Source organism: Antribacter gilvus (assembly GCF_003946865.1).
In the GTDB taxonomy this organism is placed as follows: domain Bacteria; phylum Actinomycetota; class Actinomycetes; order Actinomycetales; family Cellulomonadaceae; genus Antribacter; species Antribacter gilvus.
The window spans coordinates 94,219-116,679 of record NZ_QXTH01000012.1 but is presented as its reverse complement, the minus strand read 5'-3'; the positions used below and the strand labels follow the sequence as shown (position 1 = coordinate 116,679).

21 protein-coding genes are annotated in these 22,461 nt (G+C 73.0%); all 21 read left to right on the top strand.

The window, feature by feature from the left end; translation table 11 throughout:
• The first annotated feature begins 4 nt into the window (after nucleotides 1-4).
• The 21 genes from D1350_RS19430 (at nucleotide 5) to lgt (ending at nucleotide 22,382) form a co-directional block, all read left to right on the top strand.
• On the top strand, nucleotides 5-1,054 hold the full coding sequence (locus D1350_RS19430) for a tRNA (adenine-N1)-methyltransferase (RefSeq protein ID WP_125777694.1): 1,050 nt from the start codon (nucleotides 5-7) through the stop codon (nucleotides 1,052-1,054).
• 230 nt (nucleotides 1,055-1,284) lie between these two features.
• A complete protein-coding gene (gene arc / locus D1350_RS19425) occupies nucleotides 1,285-2,949 on the top strand; it encodes a proteasome ATPase (protein WP_125777693.1) in 1,665 nt (554 codons plus the stop codon).
• Nucleotides 2,950-3,054: 105 nt separating this feature from the next.
• Complete coding sequence (gene dop / locus D1350_RS19420; RefSeq protein WP_125777725.1) at nucleotides 3,055-4,728, top strand: depupylase/deamidase Dop; 1,674 nt, start codon at nucleotides 3,055-3,057, stop codon at nucleotides 4,726-4,728.
• An 81-nt stretch (nucleotides 4,729-4,809) separates the two neighbouring features.
• Entirely contained in the window at nucleotides 4,810-5,007 is a 198-nt protein-coding gene (locus D1350_RS19415; protein WP_125777692.1) for a ubiquitin-like protein Pup, read from the top strand.
• Nucleotides 5,008-5,874, top strand: coding sequence for a proteasome subunit beta (gene prcB, locus D1350_RS19410; RefSeq protein ID WP_125777691.1), 867 nt, complete (start codon nucleotides 5,008-5,010; stop codon nucleotides 5,872-5,874).
• The gene (prcA, locus tag D1350_RS24560) at nucleotides 5,871-6,881 is read left to right on the top strand and encodes a proteasome subunit alpha (RefSeq protein ID WP_240644210.1); all 1,011 of its coding nucleotides are present in this window, start codon (nucleotides 5,871-5,873) and stop codon (nucleotides 6,879-6,881) included. The genes prcB and prcA overlap by 4 nt, the downstream gene beginning before the upstream one ends.
• Nucleotides 6,882-6,942: 61 nt before the next feature.
• Nucleotides 6,943-8,304 carry a Pup--protein ligase gene (gene pafA, locus D1350_RS19395; RefSeq protein WP_125777690.1) on the top strand — a complete coding sequence of 454 codons (1,362 nt, stop codon included), beginning with the start codon at nucleotides 6,943-6,945 and terminating at the stop codon, nucleotides 8,302-8,304.
• Between the two features lie 71 nt (nucleotides 8,305-8,375).
• Nucleotides 8,376-9,296, top strand: a complete 921-nt coding sequence (locus D1350_RS19390; RefSeq protein WP_240644209.1) for an FKBP-type peptidyl-prolyl cis-trans isomerase — start codon at nucleotides 8,376-8,378, stop codon at nucleotides 9,294-9,296.
• Between the two features lie 47 nt (nucleotides 9,297-9,343).
• Nucleotides 9,344-10,114 (top strand): imidazole glycerol phosphate synthase subunit HisF, encoded by a 771-nt coding sequence (gene hisF, locus D1350_RS19385; RefSeq protein ID WP_125777689.1) that lies wholly within the window; start codon nucleotides 9,344-9,346, stop codon nucleotides 10,112-10,114.
• Between the two features lie 194 nt (nucleotides 10,115-10,308).
• Nucleotides 10,309-12,228: an ABC transporter ATP-binding protein gene (locus D1350_RS19380; protein ID WP_420807826.1), complete on the top strand. Its 1,920-nt coding sequence runs from the start codon at nucleotides 10,309-10,311 to the stop codon at nucleotides 12,226-12,228.
• On the top strand, nucleotides 12,225-14,078 hold the full coding sequence (locus tag D1350_RS19375) for an ABC transporter ATP-binding protein (RefSeq protein WP_125777688.1): 1,854 nt from the start codon (nucleotides 12,225-12,227) through the stop codon (nucleotides 14,076-14,078). Before D1350_RS19380 ends, D1350_RS19375 begins: the two co-directional genes overlap by 4 nt.
• A gap of 53 nt (nucleotides 14,079-14,131) precedes the next feature.
• Nucleotides 14,132-14,566 (top strand): phosphoribosyl-AMP cyclohydrolase, encoded by a 435-nt coding sequence (gene hisI, locus D1350_RS19370; protein WP_125777687.1) that lies wholly within the window; start codon nucleotides 14,132-14,134, stop codon nucleotides 14,564-14,566.
• A 110-nt stretch (nucleotides 14,567-14,676) separates the two neighbouring features.
• Nucleotides 14,677-16,155 carry an anthranilate synthase component I gene (locus D1350_RS19365; RefSeq protein ID WP_206074610.1) on the top strand — a complete coding sequence of 493 codons (1,479 nt, stop codon included), beginning with the start codon at nucleotides 14,677-14,679 and terminating at the stop codon, nucleotides 16,153-16,155.
• Between the two features lie 22 nt (nucleotides 16,156-16,177).
• Nucleotides 16,178-16,795: a Trp biosynthesis-associated membrane protein gene (locus D1350_RS19360; protein ID WP_125777685.1), complete on the top strand. Its 618-nt coding sequence runs from the start codon at nucleotides 16,178-16,180 to the stop codon at nucleotides 16,793-16,795.
• A 58-nt stretch (nucleotides 16,796-16,853) separates the two neighbouring features.
• Nucleotides 16,854-17,108, top strand: a complete 255-nt coding sequence (locus D1350_RS19355) for an HGxxPAAW family protein (RefSeq protein ID WP_125777684.1) — start codon at nucleotides 16,854-16,856, stop codon at nucleotides 17,106-17,108.
• Nucleotides 17,105-17,713, top strand: a complete 609-nt coding sequence (locus D1350_RS24775) for a DUF4190 domain-containing protein (RefSeq protein WP_125777683.1) — start codon at nucleotides 17,105-17,107, stop codon at nucleotides 17,711-17,713. Before D1350_RS19355 ends, D1350_RS24775 begins: the two co-directional genes overlap by 4 nt.
• 7 nt (nucleotides 17,714-17,720) lie before the next feature.
• Nucleotides 17,721-18,131 carry a DUF2752 domain-containing protein gene (locus D1350_RS19345; protein WP_125777682.1) on the top strand — a complete coding sequence of 137 codons (411 nt, stop codon included), beginning with the start codon at nucleotides 17,721-17,723 and terminating at the stop codon, nucleotides 18,129-18,131.
• A 231-nt stretch (nucleotides 18,132-18,362) separates the two neighbouring features.
• Nucleotides 18,363-19,178, top strand: a complete 816-nt coding sequence (trpC, locus tag D1350_RS19340) for an indole-3-glycerol phosphate synthase TrpC (RefSeq protein WP_125777681.1) — start codon at nucleotides 18,363-18,365, stop codon at nucleotides 19,176-19,178.
• 14 nt (nucleotides 19,179-19,192) lie between these two features.
• Nucleotides 19,193-20,512: a tryptophan synthase subunit beta gene (gene trpB / locus D1350_RS19335; RefSeq protein WP_125777680.1), complete on the top strand. Its 1,320-nt coding sequence runs from the start codon at nucleotides 19,193-19,195 to the stop codon at nucleotides 20,510-20,512.
• Nucleotides 20,509-21,375 (top strand): tryptophan synthase subunit alpha, encoded by an 867-nt coding sequence (trpA, locus tag D1350_RS19330; RefSeq protein ID WP_125777679.1) that lies wholly within the window; start codon nucleotides 20,509-20,511, stop codon nucleotides 21,373-21,375. The genes trpB and trpA overlap by 4 nt, the downstream gene beginning before the upstream one ends.
• On the top strand, nucleotides 21,372-22,382 hold the full coding sequence (gene lgt / locus D1350_RS19325; RefSeq protein WP_206074609.1) for a prolipoprotein diacylglyceryl transferase: 1,011 nt from the start codon (nucleotides 21,372-21,374) through the stop codon (nucleotides 22,380-22,382). The genes trpA and lgt overlap by 4 nt, the downstream gene beginning before the upstream one ends.
• Nucleotides 22,383-22,461: the final 79 nt, after the last annotated feature.

Here is a 22,461-nt window from a genome sequence, read left to right as displayed (position 1 = left end):
CGTCGTGACTTCCGAGACCGACACGCCCACCGAGACTCCCAGCGAGACTCCCCCTGCGCCGCTCGCCGCACCTGAGCCACGGGGCGGCGCGACCGGTGCCGAGCTGCGCCGCGGACCGTTCCGCGTGGGCGACAAGGTCCAGCTGACCGACCCGCGCGGGCGGCTGCACACGATCCGCCTCGCACCCGGGGCCACGTTCCACACGCACAAGGGCTACTTCACGCACGACGACCTGATCGGCAAGCCCGAGGGCTCCGTGGTCACCAACACCGCGGGCATCGAGTACCTGGCGCTGCGCCCGCTGCTCAGCGACTACGTGCTCTCCATGCCGCGCGGCGCCGCGGTCGTCTACCCCAAGGACGCGGGCCAGATCGTCACGATGGCCGACATCTTCCCGGGTGCGCGCGTGGTCGAGGCCGGCGTCGGCTCCGGCGCGCTCACCATGTCGCTGCTGCGGGCCGTGGGCGACGCGGGCGAGCTCCACTCGATCGAGCGGCGCGAGGACTTCGCGGCGATCGCGCGGGGCAACGTGGAGATGTTCTTCGGCGGGCCGCACCCTGCCTGGCAGCTCTCCGTGGGAGACCTCGCCGACGTGCTGCCAACGGTCGCGGAGCCGGGCAGCGTGGACCGCGTCGTGCTCGACATGCTCGCGCCGTGGGAGAACGTGGACGCCGTCGCCACGGCGCTCGCGCCCGGCGGCGTGCTGATCTGCTACGTCGCGACCACGACCCAGCTGTCGCGCACCGCCGAGGACTTGCGGCTCGACGGACGCTTCGCCGAGCCCCAGGCGTTCGAGACCATGGTGCGCGGCTGGCACCTGGAGGGCCTGGCCGTGCGCCCGGAGCACCGGATGATCGGGCACACCGGCTTCCTCATCACGGCCCGCCGGATGGCCGACGGTGTCGAGGCGCCCGAGCGCCGCCGTCGGCCCGCCAAGGGGGCCTACCCGACCACGCCGGACGCCGAGTGGTCGCCGGAGGACCTGGGGGAGCGTGCCGTGTCGGACAAGAAGCTGCGCCGCGTGCGCCGCGACGTGGGTCAGGCGCCGGAGTAGCGCACGGGCCGCCCGGCGTCCGGCGCGCCGCGGGCGCGGATGTTCGCGCTGGGAGAACGCCGCCCGTCCACGGGGCTGGACGCGGCGGACGCGTTGTCACGATCGGCTACCCCTTTCGCCTCGGACGCGTGTTCCACAGGCTCGACTGTCAGTGACTGCGCCTAGAGTGCTGTTCTCGGAGGCGGTCCTGTCGTAGGGTCGCCTCCCGGGCCCTGACGATTGGGGAAGTCATGACCGACAACACATCTGGGTACAACCTTCCCGATACCGGATCGACACCTCACCGCGACCATGAGCGTCAGATCGCGCTTCTCTCGGCCAAGAACGAGCGACTCGCAGACGCCCTCAGGGCGGCGCGCGACCAGATCGTCGAGCTCAAGAAGCAGCTCGACGACCTGGCCAAGCCGCCGGGAACCTACGCCACCTTCCTGTCGGCGCACGGTGACGGGACCATCGACATCTCCACGGCCGGTCGCAAGATGCACGTGGCCGCGAGCCCTGGTCTGGACACGGCCCGGCTGCGCCCCGGCCAGGAGGTCAAGCTCAACGAGGCCATGACCGTCGTCTCCGCGGGCGGGTACGAGCAGACCGGCGAGCTCGTCACCGTCAAGGAGGTGCTCGAGGGAGACCGTGTGCTCGTCGTCGGGCGCGCGGACGAGGAGCGCGTCGTGCGCCTCGCCGGCTCCGTGGTGGGCGCTCCGCTCCGCGTGGGGGACTCCCTCACGGTGGACGTCCGCAGCGGGTTCGTCTTCGAGATCGTGCCCAAGTCCGAGGTCGAGGAGCTCGTCCTCGAAGAGGTCCCCGACATCGACTACACGGACATCGGCGGTCTGGGCCCCCAGATCGAGGCCATCCGGGACGCTGTCGAGCTCCCGTTCGCGCACCCCGACCTGTTCCGGGAGCACGGGCTGCGGCCGCCCAAGGGCGTGCTCCTGTACGGCCCGCCCGGTTGCGGCAAGACCCTCATCGCCAAGGCCGTTGCGCACTCGCTCGCCGCGATGGTCGCGAAGAAGAACGGCGACCACCCGGGGGCGAAGAAGAGCTACTTCCTCAACGTCAAGGGCCCGGAGCTGCTCAACAAGTACGTGGGCGAGACCGAGCGCCACATCCGCCTGATCTTCGCCCGTGCGCGGGAGAAGGCGTCGCAGGGCATGCCCGTGGTGGTCTTCTTCGACGAGATGGAGTCGCTGTTCCGCACCCGCGGGACCGGCCTGTCGTCCGACGTGGAGACCACGATCGTCCCGCAGCTCCTCGCCGAGATCGACGGCGTCGAGCGGCTGGACAACGTGATCGTCATCGGCGCGTCCAACCGTGAGGACATGATCGACCCGGCGATCCTGCGCCCGGGCCGTCTCGACGTGAAGATCAAGATCGAGCGGCCGGACGCCGAGGGCGCCAAGGAGATCTTCGCGAAGTACCTCACGGACGACCTGCCGATCCACCCGGAGGACATCGCCGAGTACGGCGGCAGCATCGATGCCGCCCTCGACGGGATGATCACCTCGGTGGTGGAGCGCATGTACGCGGAGGACGAGGAGAACCAGTTCCTCGAGGTCACCTACGCGAGCGGTGACAAGGAGACCCTGTTCTTCAAGGACTTCAACTCGGGCGCCATGATCCAGAACGTGGTGGACCGGGCGAAGAAGTCCGCGATCAAGGACTTCCTCGCCACCGGGCAGAAGGGCATCCGCGTGGAGCACCTGCTGTCGGCGTGCGTGGACGAGTTCAAGGAGAACGAGGACCTGCCCAACACCACGAACCCCGACGACTGGGCGCGGATCAGCGGCAAGAAGGGCGAGCGCATCGTCTTCATCCGCACGATCGTCCAGAAGAAGGGCGAGGGTGCCACGCCGCGCACCATCGACACCGTCCAGAACACGGGCCAGTACCTCTAGGACGCCGACCGAGGCCCGCGCCCGCCGGAACCGGCGGGCGCGGGCCGTCACCGACCAGCAAGAGGTCCCAGGCTTAGGGTGGTGCGTGTGAGCGTGCGTCGCGTGATGGGCATCGAGACCGAGTACGGGGTGCTGCAGCCGGGGCGCCCTCTGGCCAATCCCATGCTGCTGTCGAGCCAGGTGGTGACGACCTACCGGGCGCTGGCGGCGCGGGACGACGGGGCGCGCTCCAAGGCCCGGTGGGACTACGACGACGAGGACCCGCTGCAGGACGCGCGGGGCTTCCACCTCGACCGGGCGTCGGCGCACCCCTCGATGATCACCGACGACCCGGCCCGGCCGGCGCCCTCCGGGCCGTCGACGGGCGAGATGCCGGCTGTCGCGCGCGGTGGCGGCGGCCTGACGAACCGGACGCGGCGTCGCGGCCCGCTGCAGGACGTGGAGCGGCCCGCCACGTCGGACGAGCCGTACGACGACCCGAGCGCGGCCAACGTCATCCTGACGAACGGTGCGCGCCTGTACGTGGACCACGCCCACCCCGAGTACTCGTCGCCCGAGGTCACCAACCCCCTCGACCTCGTGCGCTGGGACGTGGCCGGAGAGCGCGTCATGCTGGCCGCCGCACGCGAGCTCGCGAACGTGCCGGGCAGCGAGGTCGCGCTCTACAAGAACAACGTGGACGGCAAGGGGGCCAGCTACGGCACCCACGAGAACTACCTCGTCGACCGCGCCCTGCCGTTCACCGTGCTGGCCGAGCTCATCACGCCGTTCCTCGTGACGCGTCAGGTCTTCGCCGGGTCCGGCCGGGTCGGCCTGGGGGTGGCCGGCGGCGACGCGGGGTTCCAGCTGTCGCAGCGGGCCGACTACATCGAGGCGGAGGTGGGCCTCGAGACCACCCTGCGGCGGCCGATCGTGAACACGCGCGACGAGCCGCACGCGGACCGGCAGCGCTGGCGCCGCCTCCACCTGATCCTCGGCGACGCGAACCTCTTCGAGGTGGCCACCTACCTCAAGACGGGCAGCACGTCGCTGGTGCTGTGGGTGCTGGAGCACCTGGACGAGCTGGCCGAGGCGGGAGTTCCGGCGCGTTCCGAGCTGGCCGCCCTGCGCCTGGCCGACCCGGTGAGCGACGTCCAGAAGGTCTCCCGGGACCTGACGCTCGGCGAGCCGCTCGAGCTCGCGTCGGGCGGCACCATGACCGCGCTGCAGCTTCAGGACGCCTACGTCGACGTGGTCCGCCGGGCGCTCAAGGTGCTGGGCAGCGACGACGACTCGGACGCCGTCCTCGGCCGCTGGAGCTCGGTGCTCGAGCGGCTCGCGGTGGACCCGCCGTCGTGCGCCCGCGAGGTCGAGTGGGTCGCCAAGCTCCGGCTGCTCGACGGGTTCCGCTCGCGGGACGGTCTGGACTGGTCGCACCCCCGGCTCCACGCCATGGACCTGCAGTGGTCCGACGTGCGGCCGGAGCGGGGCGTCTACCACAGGCTCCTGGCGCGGGACGCGGTGGAGCGGCTCGTCGACGAGCGCAGCGTGGGGCACGCCGTGCACCACCCGCCCACGGACACGCGCGCCTACTTCCGCGGCGAGGTGATGGCGCGGTACGGCCACGAGGTCTCGGCCGCGAGCTGGGACTCGGTCATCTTCGACGTGGACGGCTCGCAGACGCTCCAGCGGGTGCCGATGCTCGACCCGACGCGCGGCACGCGGCGCCTGATCGGCGCCCTGCTCGACGCCAGCCCCGACGCCCGCACGCTGCTGGCCGGACTCTCGGGTCCCGGCTAGGGCGCAATGTCGGCGTCTCGTCCTAGGCTTACCGGACCAGCGGCTCGCAAGGTCGCTGGCAGTACCACCAAGGAGGCGATCATGGCAGGTCAGGAACGCATCAACCCCTCGAACGAGGACCGTACGCCGGACGACGACGACCAGGCACCGGCAGCAGCCGCCGGTCAGCCGCAGCAGCGTGACGCTGAGGTGGACGCGCTGCTCGAGGAGATCGACGAGGTGCTGGAGACCAACGCCGAGTCGTTCGTCCGTGGCTTTGTGCAGAAGGGCGGTCAGTAGTTGCACCGCGCGGGTGAGGGCACCTCGGGCCGGCTCCCGGACGCGTTCCTGCGGCCGGGGTCGGCGTCCTTCGTCGACTTCCTGGCCGACCATGCCCCGGAGATGCTGCCGGGCCGTCGCGCCACGGCGCACGGGACGGCGGGCGCGGTGAACCCGGCAGAGCTGGCGCCGCACGCCACCACGATCGTCGCGGTCACGTTCGGCGAGCCGGGCGCGCCCGCGTCCGGCGTCGTCATGGCGGGCGACCGGCGCGCCACGATGGGCTCGATGATCGCCAACCGGGACATGGAGAAGGTGTTCCCGGCGGACGAGTACTCGGCGGTGGGCATCGCCGGGACGGCGGGCATCGCCGTCGAGGTGGTGCGCCTGTTCCAGCTCGAGCTGGAGCACTACGAGAAGATCGAGGGCTCGCTGCTGTCCCTGGACGGCAAGGCCAACCGGCTCGGCACCATGATCCGGGGCAACCTGCCCCTGGCCATGCAGGGCCTGGCGGTGGTGCCGCTGTTCGCGGGCTACGACCTGGACCGCGGCAACGGCCGCATCTTCTCGTACGACGTCACAGGCGGCCGGTACGAGGAGCGGGACCACCACAGCGTGGGCTCGGGCTCGATCTTCGCCCGGGGCGCGCTCAAGAAGCTCTGGAAGCCGGGCCTGTCGGCCGAGGACGCCGTGCACGTCGTCGTGGAGGCGCTCTTCGACGCCGCTGACGACGACTCGGCGACGGGCGGCCCGGACACGATGCGGCGCATCTTCCCGGTCGTGGCCACGGTCACGGCCGACGGGTACCGCCGGGTGCCGGAGGACGAGCTGGAGCAGCTCGTGGAGCAGATCGTCGCGCAGCGTCGTGAGAGGGGGTCGGTCGCATGACCATGCCGTTCTACGTCTCGCCCGAGCAGCTGATGAAGGACCGGGCGGACTTCGCGCGCAAGGGCATCGCGCGCGGCCGGTCCGTCGTGGTCCTCGCCTACGACGAGGGGATCGCGTTCGCCACGGTCAACTCGTCGCGGGCGCTGCACAAGATCTCGGAGATCTACGACCGCATCGGGTTCGCGGCCGTCGGCAAGTACAACGAGTTCGAGAACCTGCGCGTGGCCGGGGTCCGGTACGCCGACCTGCGCGGGTACTCGTACGACCGGTCCGACGTCACGGCCCGCGGCCTGGCGAACGCCTACGCGCAGACCCTCGGCACGGTCTTCATCACGGAGTCCAAGCCGCTCGAGGTCGAGCTCGTCGTCGCCGAGGTGGGCGTCACGAGCGCACAGGACCAGATCTACCGCCTCACGTACGACGGCACGGTCGCCGACGAGCACGGGTTCGTGGTCATGGGCGGTCAGGCCGAGCAGCTGGGCCGGCGCGTCGAGGAGGCCTGGCGTCCCGAGATGTCGCTCGGCGAGGTCCTTCGCCTCGCGGTCGGCGTGCTGGGTGCAGGAGAGGGTGGCGGACCCGCCGCCCCGGCGGGCGCGGCGGGCGCGGCGGGCGCGGGTCCCTCGGCCGGCAAGGGAACCACGGCGGCAGCAGGCAAGGCCGGTGCTGCGGGTGCTACGGGCGCCGGAGGGGCCGGGGCCGGAGCAGCCGGCGCTGCGCCGCTGGAGGTCTCCCAGCTCGAGGTCGCGGTGCTCGAACGGTCCCGCCCGCGGCGGTCCTTCCGGCGGCTGACCGGCCAGGTCCTGGCCGGCCTCCTGGCCGACGGCGACGCTCCGTCGGCGGACGCTCCGTCGGCGGACGCTCCGACCGCCGGGGAGCCGGCGGCCGGAGCCTCGGGCAAGCCGAAGGGCACGGACAAGCCGAAGGCCTCGGCGAAGCCGATTGCCCCGGAGGAGCCGGAGACCCCCGAGGAGCCGGACGACGGCCCGGACCCCCAGCAGGGCGACTGACACGTACGAGCAGCATTCGAGGGCGACCCACGGCACAGCACGAGGAACGGGGAGGGCAGTCATGGACCGCAGGATCTTCGGGCTCGAGACCGAGTACGGCGTGACGTGCGCGGCGGACGACGGGCGTGGTCTGTCCGCCGACGAGGTGGCGCGCTACCTGTTCCGCAAGGTGGTGGCGTGGGGCCGCTCCTCGAACGTGTTCCTGAGAAACGGCTCGCGGCTGTATCTCGACGTGGGCTCCCACCCCGAGTACGCCACAGCGGAGTGTGACGACGTGCGGCAGCTCGTCGCGTACGACCGTGGGGGTGAGCGCATCCTCGAGGGCCTCGTCGCGGACGCGCAGCAGCGGCTCGAGCACGAGGACCTGCCGGGCAAGATCCACCTCTTCAAGAACAACACCGACTCGGCGGGGAACTCGTACGGCTGCCACGAGAACTACCTGGTGCGCCGCAACGGCGACTTCTCGCGCCTGTCGGACGTGCTCGTGCCGTTCCTCATCACCCGGCAGGTCCTGGTCGGCGCGGGCAAGGTCCTGTCGACCCCGCGTGGTGCGGTGTTCTGTCTCTCGCAGCGCGCCGACCACATCTGGGAGGCGGTGTCGAGCGCCACGACCCGGTCGCGCCCCATCATCAACACCCGCGACGAGCCGCACGCGGACGCCGAGCTCTACCGCCGGCTGCACGTGATCGTGGGCGACTCGTCGATGGCAGAGCCCACGACGATGCTCAAGGTCGGCACCACGGACCTCGTCCTCCGCCTCGTCGAGGCGGGCGTGCCGATGCGCGACCTCACGCTGGAGAACCCGATCCGCGCGATCCGCGAGATCAGCCACGACCGCACCGGCCTGCACCCCGTGCAGCTGGCGAACGGCCGCACCATGACCGCGGTGGACATCCAGACGGAGTACTACCAGCGCGCGCGGGAGCTGGTGGAGCAGAACACGGACCCCACACCCGTGGTCAAGCAGGTCCTCGACCTGTGGGAGCGGGGGCTGCGCGCGCTGGCCTCGGGCGACATGACGCTCGTGGACCGTGAGCTGGACTGGGTCATCAAGCTCCGTCTCATCGAGCGCTACCAGGCCAAGCACGACCTCTCGCTGGACGACCCGCGGATCGCCCGCCTCGACCTCGCGTACCACGACATCTCGCGGACCGAGGGTCTGTACAACCTGCTCGCCGCCCGCGGCATGGTGGAGCGGGTCACCACGGACCTGGAGATCTTCGAGTCCACGGCCGTCCCGCCGCAGACCACCCGCGCCAAGCTCCGGGGCGACTTCGTGCGCGCGGCGCAGGAGGCGCGCCGCGACTACACGGTGGACTGGGTGCACCTCAAGCTCAACGACCAGGCCCAGCGCACCGTCCTGTGCAAGGACCCGTTCCGTTCCGTGGACGAGCGGGTGGAGCGCCTCATCGAGTCGATGTGAGCACCGGCCGGGGGCCGCGCGGAGACGGTCGCCGCGCGGCTCCCCGGCCCGGTCGTGGGAGACTGTCCGGCGTGAAGCCGGTCCGGGTCCTCGTCGCGCTGGTCGTGGCGTTCGCCGTCCTGACCGGGTGCGCGCCCGGCTCGATCCCCACGCCGCTCGACGACGCGGCGGGCCCGCCGCCGCAGGCGCCGGTCACGGTCTCGGGCCCGGCGGGCCTGCCCCCCACGCTGCAGTACGACGTCCCGTTCGCGGTGACCGAGCCGGGGTCGCGCACCATCTGGCCCGGCACGGGTGATCGCGTGGAGCGCGGGGAGCCCCTGCTGCTGAACCTCTACGCGCAGGACGGCCGCGACGCCACGGCCCTGCAGAACACGTTCGCGGACGCCCCGGTGGCGTACACCATGACGGAGACGTCCCTGGGCCACAACCTGTACGAGGCCCTCGACGGCGTGCGCGTCGGCGCACGCCTCCTCGTGATCGACGAGGCCGACGGCGTCCCGGTGCTGCTGGTCGTCGACGTGCTGCCGACCCGGGCGGCCGGGACCGAGGTGCAGTCCCCGGAGGGCCTGCCCCGGGTCACCCGGCACCAGGACGGGGAGCCGCAGATCAGCGTCCCGTGGGAGACGGAGCCGCCGCAGGAGCTGGTCGCGCTGCCGCTGGTGCGCGGGACGGGCGCGCAGGTCGAGGCCGGCCAGATCGTCACCGTCGAGTTCACCGCGGTGGCGTGGAGCACCGGCGAGATCTTCGAGACCACCTGGGAGCCGGGGGAGCCGCCGCAGTCGAGCATGGTCGGCATCGGCCAGCTGGTCGAGGGCTGGGACCAGGGCCTGCTGGAGAAGACGGTGGGCTCGCAGGTGCTGCTGGTGGTGCCGCCGAACCTGGGCTTCGCCGACACGGCGAGCCCGCTCGCGGGCGAGACCCTCGTGTACGTCGTCGACATCCTCGACTCGCACTACCCCGTCGCGCCCGAGCAGGAAGCCCAGGAGGGGTAGCAGGCGTTCCCCAAGGAGCACGTGCTCCCCGTGAAGGAGGCAGAAGCATGTCCGTAGCAGTCCGTGTGATCCCGTGCCTGGACGTCGACGCAGGTCGCGTCGTCAAGGGCGTCAACTTCGAGAACCTCCGCGACGCCGGGGACCCGGTCGAGCTCGCCTCCCGCTACGACGGGGAGGGCGCGGACGAGGTGACGTTCCTCGACGTCTCGGCGTCGTCGGGCGAGCGGGAGACGATGGTCGACGTGGTGCGCCGCACGGCCGACCAGATCTTCGTCCCCCTCACGGTGGGCGGCGGCGTGCGGTCCGCCGACGACGTGGACCGCCTCCTGCGGGCCGGTGCCGACAAGGTGGGTGTCAACACGGCCGCGATCGCCCGGCCGGAGCTGATCGCCGAGATCGCGGGCCGCTTCGGCTCCCAGGTCCTCGTCCTGTCCGTGGACGCCCGGCGCGTCACGGGCGACGTCACCACGCCGTCCGGCTTCGAGGTCACCACGCACGGCGGGCGCCGTGGCACGGGCATCGACGCCGTGGAGTGGGCCGAGAAGTCCGCGGCCCTCGGCGCCGGCGAGATCCTCCTCAACTCCATGGACGCGGACGGCACCAACGCCGGCTTCGACCTCGAGATGCTCGCCGCCGTACGCGACCGGGTCGGCGTGCCGCTCATCGCGTCGGGCGGCGCGGGCACGCCCGAGCACTTCGTCGAGGCCGCGCGCGCGGGCGCCGACGCCGTCCTGGCGGCCAGCGTCTTCCACTTCGGGGTGCTCACCGTCGGCCAGGTGAAGGACGCGATGCGCGCCGCGGGGCTCGACGTCCGCTGACCTGCCCGGGCGGCCCCTCCGGGCCGTCCGTCTGCCCGGAGCAAAACCCGTCGAATCGTTTCCCGAGGCATGAGATGATCGCGTCATCCCACGAACCGCGGAAGCGAGGCCCCTCCATGCCCCCAGGCTCCCGAGACGCCGTCGGCCCCCGGAGCCGTCCCGAACGGGTGCGGCCCCGCGTCGAGTACCGGCCGATGATGCTCTCCGGTCCCCGGTGGCGACGGTCCCTGACCCTCATGGGGCGCGGCATCCGCGCGCAACCCGGGCTGTACGTCCTCGCCATCTCCGCGTCGGCCGCCTTCGGCGCCCTGACCGTCGGCGTGAGCCGGGCGGTCGGCTGGGCCACGGACGCCGTCGTCGTCCCCGCGATCGCCGGTGACCCGGCCGCGCGCGACCGCATCTGGGTCGCCGGCCTCGCCCTGGCGGGCGTGGCGCTGACCCTCGCGCTCGCCGTGGCCGGGCGCCGCATCTGGGCCGGGTTCGGCTACGTCAACAACCTCGCCGACCACCGCACCCTCCTGACCCGCCAGTACCTGCGCCTGCCGGTCTCGTGGCACCGCGCCCACCCGGCGGGCCAGCTGCTCAACCACACGACGTCCGACGTCGAGGCGGCGAACAACCTCTTCAACCCGCTGCCCTTCGCCCTCGGCGTCGTCGTCATGATCGGCGTGGCGGTCGGCATGCTCCTGGCGACCGACCCGTGGCTGGCGCTCGCGGCGCTCATCGTCGTCCCGGTCACGGTGGCCGTCAACGCCTACTACCAGAAGCACATGTCGCCCGCGGTGACCCGGGCGCAGCAGCTGCGCGGCGACGTCGCCGACGTGGCGCACGAGTCCTTCGAGGCCGCCCTCCTGGTCAAGTCGCTCGGCACGGAGAACCGCGAGGAGGAGCGGTTCGCCGCGACCGCCGACGCGCTGCGGGTGGCGAACGTCCGCGTCGGCGTCGTGCGCGCGATCTTCGACCCGGTCATCCAGAACCTGCCCGCGATCGGCACGCTCGCGGTCCTCGCCGTCGGCACGTGGCGCGTCACCTCCGGCGACATCGCCCCGGGCGACGTGGTCACGGCCGCCTACCTGCTGACCATGATGACGGTCCCGCTGATGGCGTTCGGCTGGGTCCTCGGCGAGCTCCCGCGCGCGCTGGTGGGCTACGAGCGCATCGCCAAGGTGGTCGACGCCGAGGGCGCGCTCGTCTACGGCGACGGCCGGCTCCCGGACGGCGACGCCGGCCTGGAGGTCCGCCTCGAGGGCATCGGCGTGGACGTCGAGGCCGAGGGCGGCGGCCGGACGATCACGCTGCTCGACCGCGTCGACACGGTGGTCCCCGCGGGTGCGACCGTCGCGGTCGTCGGCACCACCGGCTCGGGCAAGACGACCCTTGTGTCGCTCCTCGCCCGGCTGTCCGACCCCTCGCGCGGCCGGGTGCTGCTCGACGGCGTCGACCTGCGCACCCTCGCCGAGGGCGAGATCCCGTCGCAGGTCGCGCTCGTCACGCAGACCACCTTCGTCTTCGAGGACTCGGTGCGGGCGAACGTGACGCTCGCCGACCGCGAGGAGGCCGGCACCAGCTCGGCCACCGCGCTCACCGACGACGAGGTGTGGGAGGCGCTGCGCCTCGCCCGCCTCGAGGAGACGGTGCGCAAGCTGCCGGGCGGCCTCGACGCGCCCCTCGGCGAGCGCGGCGCCAACCTCTCCGGCGGCCAGCGGCAGCGGCTCGCCATCGCGCGCGCCCTCGTGCGCAAGCCCCGGCTCCTCGTGCTCGACGACGCGACGAGCGCCGTCGACCCGCGGGTCGAGCAGGAGATCCTGCGCGGCCTCGCGGTCCGGACCGGGCCCGACGGAGCCCGGCGCACCACCGTCGTCATGGTCGCCTACCGCATGAGCTCGGTCGCGCTCGCGGACCGGGTGGTCCACATCGAGGGCGGCCGCGTGGCCGACGTCGGCACGCACGACGAGCTGATGGAACGCGACCCCGGGTACCGCGAGCTGGCCACGGCCTACCAGGACGAGGCCGAGCGCCGCGAGCAGGAACGCGCGGACGAGGCGGCGGCCGAGGGCCTCGAGCCCGGCGCGAGCGACACGGACACCGACGAGCTGGAGGGGGCTGCCCGATGACCACCGTGACCGAGGCTCCGGAGACCACCGAGGTACCCGAGGACGAGCTCGACGCCAACGGCGCCCGCATCGAGTCCGCGAGCAGGCTGGGCGTGCTCGCCACGCTGCGCCGCGGCGTGCAGCTCTCCCCGCAGATCACCGACGGGATCTGGCTCACCCTGGGCCTCGCCACCCTCGCGGCCGCAGGCCGCGTGGTGGTGCCGCTCACCGTCCAGCGCACCATCGACGACGGCATCCTCGCCGCCACCGGGCCCGACGCCGGCCGCGTCGCGCTGCTCGCCGGTCTCGCCGCCGGTGCCCTGCTCCTCGCCGCCGTCTGCGCGGCGATGGTCAACGTGCGCCTGTTCCGCTCCACGGAGGCGGGTCTCGCTGCGCTGCGCGTGCGCGCGTTCCGGCACGTGCACGACCTGTCGACCCTCACGCAGAACACGGAGCGCCGCGGCGCGCTCGTGTCGCGCGTGACGAACGACGTCGACACCGTGTCCCTGTTCGTGCAGTGGGGCGGCATCATGCTGCTCGTCTCGGTGCTGCAGATGGCGGTGGCGACGATCCTCATGGCGGTGTACTCGCCGATCCTCACCGCCGTCGTCTGGGCGTGCTTCATCCCGATGTTCCTGCTCATCCGGTTCGGGCAGAAGCGCGTCAACGCCGCCTACACGCTGGTGCGGGAGCGCGTCGGCGCCATGCTGGGCGCCATCAGCGAGTCGGTGGTGGGGGCGGAGACGGTCCGGGCCTACGGCGTCTCCGGGCGTACCGGGCGGCGCGTGGCCGAGTCCGTCGACGACACGCGCCGGGCGCAGGGGCGCTCGCAGGTCCTGGTCTCCGCGGTGTTCTCCTCGGGCGTGCTCGTGTCGAACCTCGTGCTGGCCGTCGTCGTGGTGGTCGGCGCGTACCTGGGCGTCGGCGGGTCGCTGTCCGCCGGCGAGGTCGTCGCGTTCCTCTTCCTGGTCCAGCTCTTCACCGGCCCGGTGCAGATGGCCACCGAGATCCTCAACGAGCTCCAGAACGCCGTCGCGGGCTGGCGCCGCGTGATCGCCGTGGTGGAGACACCGGTCGAGGTGACCGACGCGCCTGACGCGGTGCGCCAGGCCCGCGGCCCGGCGGCGGTGTCGTTCCGGGACGTCCGCTTCGCCTACGGCGACGGCCCCCAGGTGCTGCACGGCGTGACGCTCGACCTGCCGGCGCGCACCAAGGTCGCCGTCGTGGGCCAGACCGGTTCCGGCAAGACGACGATCGCGAAGCTCGTCACGCGCCTCATGGACCCCACGGCCGGCGCCGTCCTGCTGGACGGCGTGGACCTGCGCCAGGTGGCGCTCGAGAGCCTGCGCGAGCGCGTTGTCCTCGTGCCGCAGGAGGGCTTCCTCTTCGACGGGACCGTCCTGGAGAACGCGGCCTACGGGCTGCGCGAGCACGGGCTGGACGAGACGGCGGTCCGCCGCGCCGTCACGGACGCCTTCGCCGAGCTCGGGCTCAGCGACTGGGTGGCCGACCTGCCGGACGGCCTCGACACCCGGGTGGGCCAGCGCGGCGAGGCCCTGTCGGCGGGGGAGCGGCAGCTCGTCGCGATCGCCCGCGCCTACCTCGCCCAGCCGGACCTGCTGGTGCTGGACGAGGCGACGTCGGCTGTGGACCCCGCGACCGAGGTGCGCATCGCGCGGGCGCTCGACTCCCTGACGAACGGCCGGTCCACGATCACGATCGCGCACCGCCTGTCGACCGCGGAGGCCTCCGACCTGGTCGTGGTGGTCGACGCGGGCCACGTCGTCGAGGTGGGGCCCCACGCGGAGCTGGCCGCCGCGGGCGGGCTCTACGCGTCGATGCACGCGAGCTGGGTGTCCCAGACGCGCTGACCGGATCCCGGTCCGCCGTCCGGCGGGCGGGGCGGACGTGGGAGGATTCTCGGGTGCCAGATCCGCGTCCCGACACGCCGTCCCGCCTCGACCCGGAGGTCGCCGCACGCCTCAAGCACGACGACGACGGCCTGGTCGCCGCCGTCGTGCAGCAGCACGACACGGGCGACGTCCTCATGGTCGGCTGGATGGACGACGAGGCGGTGCACCGCACCCTCACGGAGGGCCGCGTGACCTTCTGGAGCCGGTCCCGCCAGGAGTACTGGCGCAAGGGCGACACGTCGGGGCACGCGCAGTACGTGAGGTCCGTCGCGATCGACTGCGACGGTGACGCCCTGCTCGTGCGCGTCGACCAGGTGGGCGCCGCCTGCCACACCGGCGCGCGCACGTGCTTCGAGGCCGGGGGAGACCTGGGGGCGGTGGTCGGGCAGCGGCCCGGCGTCGCGCCGGGCACCCCGGCGTCCGACCACCCCGAGGAGAACCGGTGAGCCAGACCACTGCCCCGTCCCCTGCCTCCGACGTCCAGCACGGCACGCCCGCCGTCCCGGCGGACCTCGCGTGGGGACGGACCTGGCCGGGTCTCGACGACTTCCGCGCGATGGCGGCCACGCGCCGCGTCATCCCCGTGGTCCGCCCCCTCCTGGCCGACGACGTCACCCCGGTCGGTCTGTACCGCACCCTCGCGCAGGGCCGGGCCGGCACGTTCGTCCTCGAGTCGGCGGAGTCGGCCGACGCGTGGTCGCGGTGGTCGTTCGTGGGCGTCGCGTCGCGCGCCGTGCTCACCTCGGCGGGCGGGCAGGCCGTCTGGACGGGCGACGTGCCGGCCGGCATCCCGACCGAGGGCGACGTGGTGGACGTCCTGGAGGTGGCGCTGGAGAAGCTCCGCACCCCGGGGATCCCCGGCCTGCCGCCGTTCACCGGCGGGCTCGCGGGCGCTCTCGGCTGGGACGTGGTGCGGCACTGGGAGCCCACGCTGCCCGCGAACGCCCCCGACGAGCTGGGCGCTCCCGAGGTCGCGCTCTGCCTCGCCACGGACCTGGCCGTGGTCGACCACCGCGACGGCACGGTGTGGCTCGTCGCGAACGCGATCAACATCGACGGCACGGACGAGCGGGTCGACGAGGCGCACGCGGAGGCCGTCGCCCGCCTCGACGAGATGCAGGCGCGGCTCGTCGCGGGCGCGCCGCGCGTCACGACCGTCGTCGTGGCCGACGACCCGGTGCCCGAGGTCAAGGCCCGGTCCAGCGAGAAGGAGTTCGAGGACGCCGTCCTCGCGGGCAAGGAGGCGATCCGCGACGGCGAGGTGTTCCAGGTGGTCCTGTCGCAGCGCTTCGACATCGACTGCCCGGCCGACCCGCTCGACGTGTACCGGGCCCTGCGGACCGTGAACCCGAGCCCGTACATGTACTTCTTCCACCTCACGGATGCCGGCGGCCGCGACTTCGCGGTGGTGGGCTCCAGCCCCGAGACGCTCGTCAAGGTGACCGACGGGCACGTCACGACCTACCCGATCGCCGGCTCGCGGCCGCGCGGCGCCACGCCGGAGGAGGACGTGCGCCTCGAGGAGGAGCTGCTGGCCGACCCCAAGGAGCGGGCCGAGCACATCATGCTCGTCGACCTGTCGCGCAACGACCTCGTCAAGGTGTGCGAGCCCACGTCGGTCGAGGTCGTGGAGTTCATGCGGCCGCGCCGGTTCAGCCACATCATGCACATCTGCTCCACGGTGGTGGGCCGCCTGCGCGAGGGCCGCACCGCGCTCCAGACGTTCAAGGCGACGTTCCCCGCCGGCACGCTGTCCGGCGCCCCGAAGCCGCGCGCCATCGCGCTGATCGACGAGCTCGAGCCCGCGTCGCGAGGCATCTACGGGGGAACGGTCGGCTACTTCGACTTCGGTGGCAACATGGACATGGCGATCGCGATCCGCACCGCGGTGATCCGGGACGGGCGCGCGACCGTGCAGGCCGGAGCGGGGATCGTCGCGGACTCCGTGCCGGTGGCCGAGTTCGAGGAGTCGCGGAACAAGGCGGCCGCGGCCGTGCGGGCGGTCCAGCTCGCCGCGCGGCTCCGGTCGCTGTGAACCTCGTCAGCAAGGAGACCGTGTGACGTTCCCCGCACTGCGCTCGCGCTCCCGCGCCCTCGCGCTTCTCCTTGCGCTCGGCGTGCTTGCCTTCGGGACCGGCGCCGCCACCTGGCTGACCACCACCGTGGCCACCGCCCTCGAGCCCGAGGTGACCGTGACGGCGTCGGGCACCGCTGCGGCGCCCGGGGTCGGGGCGGGCGCGCTCGTGCTGCTCGCCGCGGGCGTGGCCCTCGCCCTCGTGGGCCGCGTGGCGCGCTGGGTGGCGCTCGCCGTGGCGGCGGCGGCCGGCGTGCTGGTCGCGGCCTCGGCCTCGGCCGTCCTGGCCGACCCGGTGCCCGCCGCGACCGCCGCGGCGGGTGAGGCCACGGGGGTGACGGACCTCACGTCGGCCGTCGCGGTGTCGGTCTGGCCGTGGGCGGCCGTCGCGGTGGGGGTGGCGGCCGTCGTGGTCGCGGCGCTCGCCGCGCTGGGCGCGCGCGACTGGACCGCCGCCTCCGGGCGGCACGAGCGGGCCGTGGCTCCCCGGACGGACGCGGAGGCCGACGGCGGCGCGGCCGCGGACCGTCCCGAGGGGGAGCTGGACACCCACGACGCCTGGGACTCGCTCACCCGCGGGGAGGACCCTACGGGCCGCTGACCTCCGGCCCGGCAGATAGGCTGAGACTCACGTCGTACGAAGAAAGGTCAGCACCCCCATGGTCGACAACACGCCGCAGGCTGCCGAGCTCGCCTACCTGCCGCCCGCCACGCCTCCGACGAACCACGGTCACACCGTCGCCGCGTGGGTGACGATGATCGGGATCTCCCTCGGGGTCGTGATCTCGGCCGTGGGCGTCACCCTCATGGTGGCGCTCTGGTTCTGGGCCGGCCTCGTGGTGGTGGGTGCGGGCCTCGTCGCCGGCCTCGCGCTGCGGAACATGGGCCTCGGCCAGAAGAAGGTCGACCGGTGAGTCAGCCGCCGTCCGAGGGCGGGCAGCAGCCCGCTGACGGGCAGCAGCCGCCCTACGGACCGGGCCCGCAGGGCCCGGCCGGGGGCGAGCCGGACTACCGGGGCGAGCCGGACTACCGGGGCGAGCCGGACTACCGGGGCGAGCCGGACTACCGGGGCGAGCCGGACTACCGGGGCGAGCCGGACTACCGGGCCCAGCCCGGCTACCCGGCCGAGCCGGGGTACGGGTACCCGCAGGGAGGCTCGCCGTACGGGACCCCGCCGGCGGCGCCCGCCCCGGGGCCGGCGAAGGTCTATCCCAAGAACGACCTGGGGATCTGGGCGCTGGTGCTGGGCCTCGCGTCGATCGTGCTCAGTTGCTCGATCCTGACCGGTATCCCCGCGATCGTCGTCGGCAACGCTGCCCGCCGGGCCGTCCGGGCAGGCGACGCGGACAACGACGGCATGGCCCTCGCCGGCGTGATCCTGGGCTGGGTCTCCGTGGGCCTGTTCGTGCTCGCGATCCTCGCCTTCGTGATCCTGCTCGCGGTGGGTGGCGGTGCCGGCCTCCTGCACGAGCTGAACCAGTACTCGGCTCCCGCCCGCCCCGCCCTCGGCGTCGTCTGAGGCTGCCGTGCGAGCCGCCCGGCACACGCTCGCCGCGCCGCTCCTCACCGGCGCGGCCGTGGCCGCGGCCACGGCGGTCCTCGCGGTCCACGACCCGCACCGTGCCGGGAGCTACGGGTTCTGCCCGCTCCTCGTCCTGACCGGGTTCGCGTGCCCCGCGTGCGGAGGCCTGCGGGCCACGCACGACCTCGTCCACCTGGACCTCGCGGGCGCCTGGTCGGCCAACGCGCTGTGGGTGCTGCTCGTCCCCGTCCTCGTCGCACTGTGGACGGTCTGGACGATCCGCGCCGCCCGCGGCCTGCCCGCGCCCCGGTTCCCGGTGTCCGTAGGGGTCGCAGGGCTCGTCGTCCTCGTCCTGTTCGGCGTCGCCCGCAACCTCCCGCCGCTCGTCCCCCACCTGACCCCGTGGCTCGCCTGAACCGCCACCGTGGGTATGGCCGCGGCGTGAATTCCCGCCGAATTCTCGCCCCGGTCACACCCACGGCGCCGGGCGGACGCGGGGGACACGCCGGAAAGAAGTGACGGCGTGTCGTCTCGATCCCCGGGCGCGTGCGCAGGGCAGTCCGCGTGGCGTCCTACGATGGCTGATGGTCCGGGGCGCAACCGCCGGGCGGGGCAGGTAGCCCGAGGGGTACGGGGAGGCACAGCTATGACCGTCCTGGAGGACATCGTCGCGGGGGTCCGGGAGGACCTCGCAGTGCGCGAGGCACGCACGTCGCTCGACGACCTCAAGGAGCGGGCGTCCCGCGTCCCGGGTGCCGTCGAGTGCGTGGCTCGGCTTCGCCCTGACGACGCCGTGGCCGTCATCGCCGAGGTGAAGCGGTCGAGCCCGTCGAAGGGCGCGCTCGCCACGATCGACGACCCGGCCGCGCTCGCGGCCGAGTACGAGCGCGGGGGCGCCTCGGCGATCTCGGTGCTCACCGAGCAGCGCCGCTTCGGCGGCAGCCTCGCCGACCTGGACGCCGTGCGCGCGAGGGTCGACGTGCCGGTGCTCCGCAAGGACTTCGTCGTCTCGCCCTACCAGGTGTGGGAGGCGCGGGCCCACGGGGCCGACCTCGTGCTCCTCATCGTCGCCGCGCTGGAGCAGACGGTGCTCACGTCGCTCGTGGAGCGCGTGCACTCCCTGGGCATGACCGCCCTGGTCGAGACGCACACCCTGGAGGAGGTGCGGCGCGCGCTCGACGCGGGCGCCCGCGTCATCGGGGTCAACCACCGCAACCTCAAGACGCTCGAGCTCGACATGACGCTGTTCCAGCGTCTCGCGCCCTACATCCCGGACGACGTGGTGCGCATCGCGGAGTCGGGCATCAAGGGCCCGCACGACGTCATGGAGATGGCTCGCTCCGGCGCGGACGCCGTGCTCGTGGGGGAGACCCTCGTCAAGAACGCCACCCCCCGCGCGACCGTCGCGGACCTGGTCGCAGCGGGCTCCCACCCGTCGCTGCAGGGCCGCCGGCCGGCTTGAAGGAGAAACCACCGATGACTGACGAGACCCGGGCTCCCGGCACCACGTCGGGCACCAGCGCAGCGCTCACCGCGCGCCTCGCCGACGTGCAGGGGCCGTACTTCGGCGAGTTCGGCGGCCGGTTCGTGCCCGAGGCGCTGATCGCGGCCCTCGACGAGGTCGAGACCGAGTACCGCAAGGCCCTGGGAGACCCGGCCTTCACGGACGAGCTCGCGCGGCTGCACCGCGACTACGTGGGCCGCCCGAGCCCGCTCACCGAGGTCCAGCGCTTCGCGGCCCACGCGGGCGGCGCGCGCGTGTTCCTCAAGCGCGAGGACCTGAACCACACCGGCTCGCACAAGATCAACAACGTGCTCGGCCAGGCGCTGCTCGTGAAGCGCATGGGCAAGAAGCGCCTCATCGCCGAGACGGGGGCGGGCCAGCACGGCGTCGCGACCGCCACGGCGGCCGCGCTCATGGATCTCGAGTGCGTGATCTACATGGGCGAGGAGGACACGCGGCGCCAGGCGCTGAACGTGGCGCGGATGCGCCTGCTCGGCGCCGAGGTGATCCCGGTGACCATCGGGTCGCGCACCCTGAAGGACGCGATCAACGAGGCCCTCCGCGACTGGGTCGCGAACGTGGAGACCACCCACTACCTGCTGGGCACGGTCACCGGACCGCACCCGTTCCCCGAGATGGTGCGAGAGTTCCACCGCATCATCGGCGAGGAGGCGCGCGGCCAGGTCCTGGAGCGCACCGGTCGCCTGCCCGACGCGGTCGCCGCGTGCGTGGGCGGCGGGTCCAACGCGCTCGGCATCTTCAACGCCTTCCTGGACGACGACGGCGTGGCCCTCTTCGGCTTCGAGGCCGGCGGCGAGGGCGTCGAGACCGGGCGGCACGCCGCCCGCTTCTCGGGCGGCGCACCGGGCGTGCTGCACGGCGCCCGGTCCTACCTCATGCAGGACGACGACGGGCAGACGCTGCCGAGCCACTCGGTGTCCGCCGGCCTGGACTACCCCAGCGTGGGCCCGGCCCACTCCTGGCTGCACGACCTCGGCCGTGCCACGTACGAGCCGGTGACCGACGTCGAGGCCATGGACGCGTTCCGGCTGCTGTGCCGCACGGAGGGCATCATCCCGGCGATCGAGTCCGCCCATGCCCTCGCGGGCGCCCTGCGCGTCGGCCGTGCGGCCGAGGCCGAGGGACGGACCGGCCCGGACGGCCTGCCGTACACGATCCTGGTGAACCTCTCCGGCCGGGGCGACAAGGACGTGGCGACCGCCGCCCGCTGGTTCGGGCTCCTGGACGCCGACGCGGGCGAGGATCTCGAGAACAAGGAGGGGCGGGCATGACGGTGACCGCGACGACCCCGGGCTCTGCCGCCACCCTCGCACGGCTGCGTGACGAGGAGGGCCGCCCCGCCCTCGTGGGCTACCTGCCCATCGGCTTCCCCGACGTGCAGCGGTCCGTCGAGGCGCTGAACACCCTCGTGGACCACGGCGTCGACATGATCGAGCTGGGCCTGCCGTACACCGACCCGGTGATGGACGGCCCCACGATCCAGGCGGCCGCGCAGCAGGCGCTCGACTCCGGCACGCGCGTCCGCGACCTGTTCCCCGTCGTCGAGGCCGTCGCCTCGCGCGGCGTGCCGGTCCTCGTCATGACCTACTGGAACCTGGTGCTGCGCTACGGCGTGGACGCGTTCGCGAGCGACCTCGCCGGTGCGGGCGGTGCCGGGCTCATCACGCCGGACCTGATCCCCGACGAGGCCGGCCGCTGGATCGCGGCCAGCGAGGCGCACGGTCTCGACCGGGTGTTCCTGGTGGCGCCCAGCTCCACGCCCGAGCGGCTCGCGCTCACGGCACGCGCCTCCCGCGGCTTCGTCTACGCGGCCTCGACCATGGGCGTGACGGGGGAGCGCACGCAGGTGGGCGCCCGCGCCGAGCAGCTGGTGGCCGACACGCGCGCCGCCGGCGCCGAGCACGTCTGCGTGGGCCTCGGCGTCTCGACCGGTGTGCAGGCGGCCCAGGTGGGCCGGTTCGCCGACGGCGTCATCGTGGGCTCGGCCTTCGTGCGTCCCCTGCTCGGGGACGCGCCCTGGACGGACCGTCTCACCGCGCTCGCCGCCGTGACCGAGGATCTCGCGTCCGGGGTACGGTCGGCTCGCGCCGGCAGCACCGGTGACTCCTCCACCACCTCCGGAGAGACCTCGTGACCTCCCTCCTCCAGGCGGCAGCAGCGCTGCCCGCCTCGATCCCGAGCCCGTCCCAGCACACCTGGTACCTCGGGATCTTCCCGCTGCGCGCCTACGCGCTGGCGATCCTGCTCGGCATCATCGCGGCGATCCTCATCACGCGCCGGCGCTGGGTGGCTCGTGGCGGCGACGCGGACGACGTGCTGGACGTCGCGTTCTGGGCGGTCCCGTTCGGTATCGTCGGCGGCCGGATCTACCACGTGCTCTCGTCGCCGGACGCGTACTTCGGTGAGAACTTCTCGGGCGGCGGCGAACCCATCAGGGCGCTGTACATTTGGGAGGGCGGCCTCGGCATCTGGGGTGCTGTCGCGCTCGGAGCGGTGGGTGGGTGGATCGGCTGCCGGCGCCTGGGGATCAAGTTCTCCTCGTACGCGGACGCCCTGGCGCCCGGCCTGCTCGTGGCCCAGGCGATCGGCCGCCTCGGCAACTGGTTCAACCAGGAGCTCTTCGGCGCGCCCACGACGCTGCCGTGGGGGCTCGAGATCTCGCCGGGCGTGCTGGAGCAGCTCGCCGTGGACACGGGCCAGGCGTACCCCGAGGGCACGCTGTTCCACCCCACGTTCCTCTACGAGCTGGTGTGGAACCTCGCCATGGCGGGAGTGCTCATCTACCTAGACCGTCGGTTCCGGCTCGGTCATGGGCGGGTATTCTGGGCGTACGTATTGGTCTACACTCTCGGCCGGGTCTGGATCGAGATGCTGCGGATCGACACGGCCGAGCACATCCTCGGTCTGCGGCTCAACGTCTGGACCTCGATCCTCCTCGGCCTCGCGGCAGTGGTGGTCTCGGTGATCCTGGCGCGGAAGTATCCCGAGCGGGAGAAAACTGTCCGGCTGCGGCCGGCGGACCCCGGCCCGGACCCGGAGAAGGGCGTCGAGCAGGACGCCGAGAAGGATGACGAAGGCTCGTCGAAGGACGAGCCGAACGCTGCGGCGGAGCCCGACCAGGGCGCTACCGCGCGCACCTAAGGGGGCGCAGGCTCCGGGACAACCGGACGTCGTGCCCCTGTCAGAACGGGCCGACGGCGTCCCGACCCAACGCAAGGAA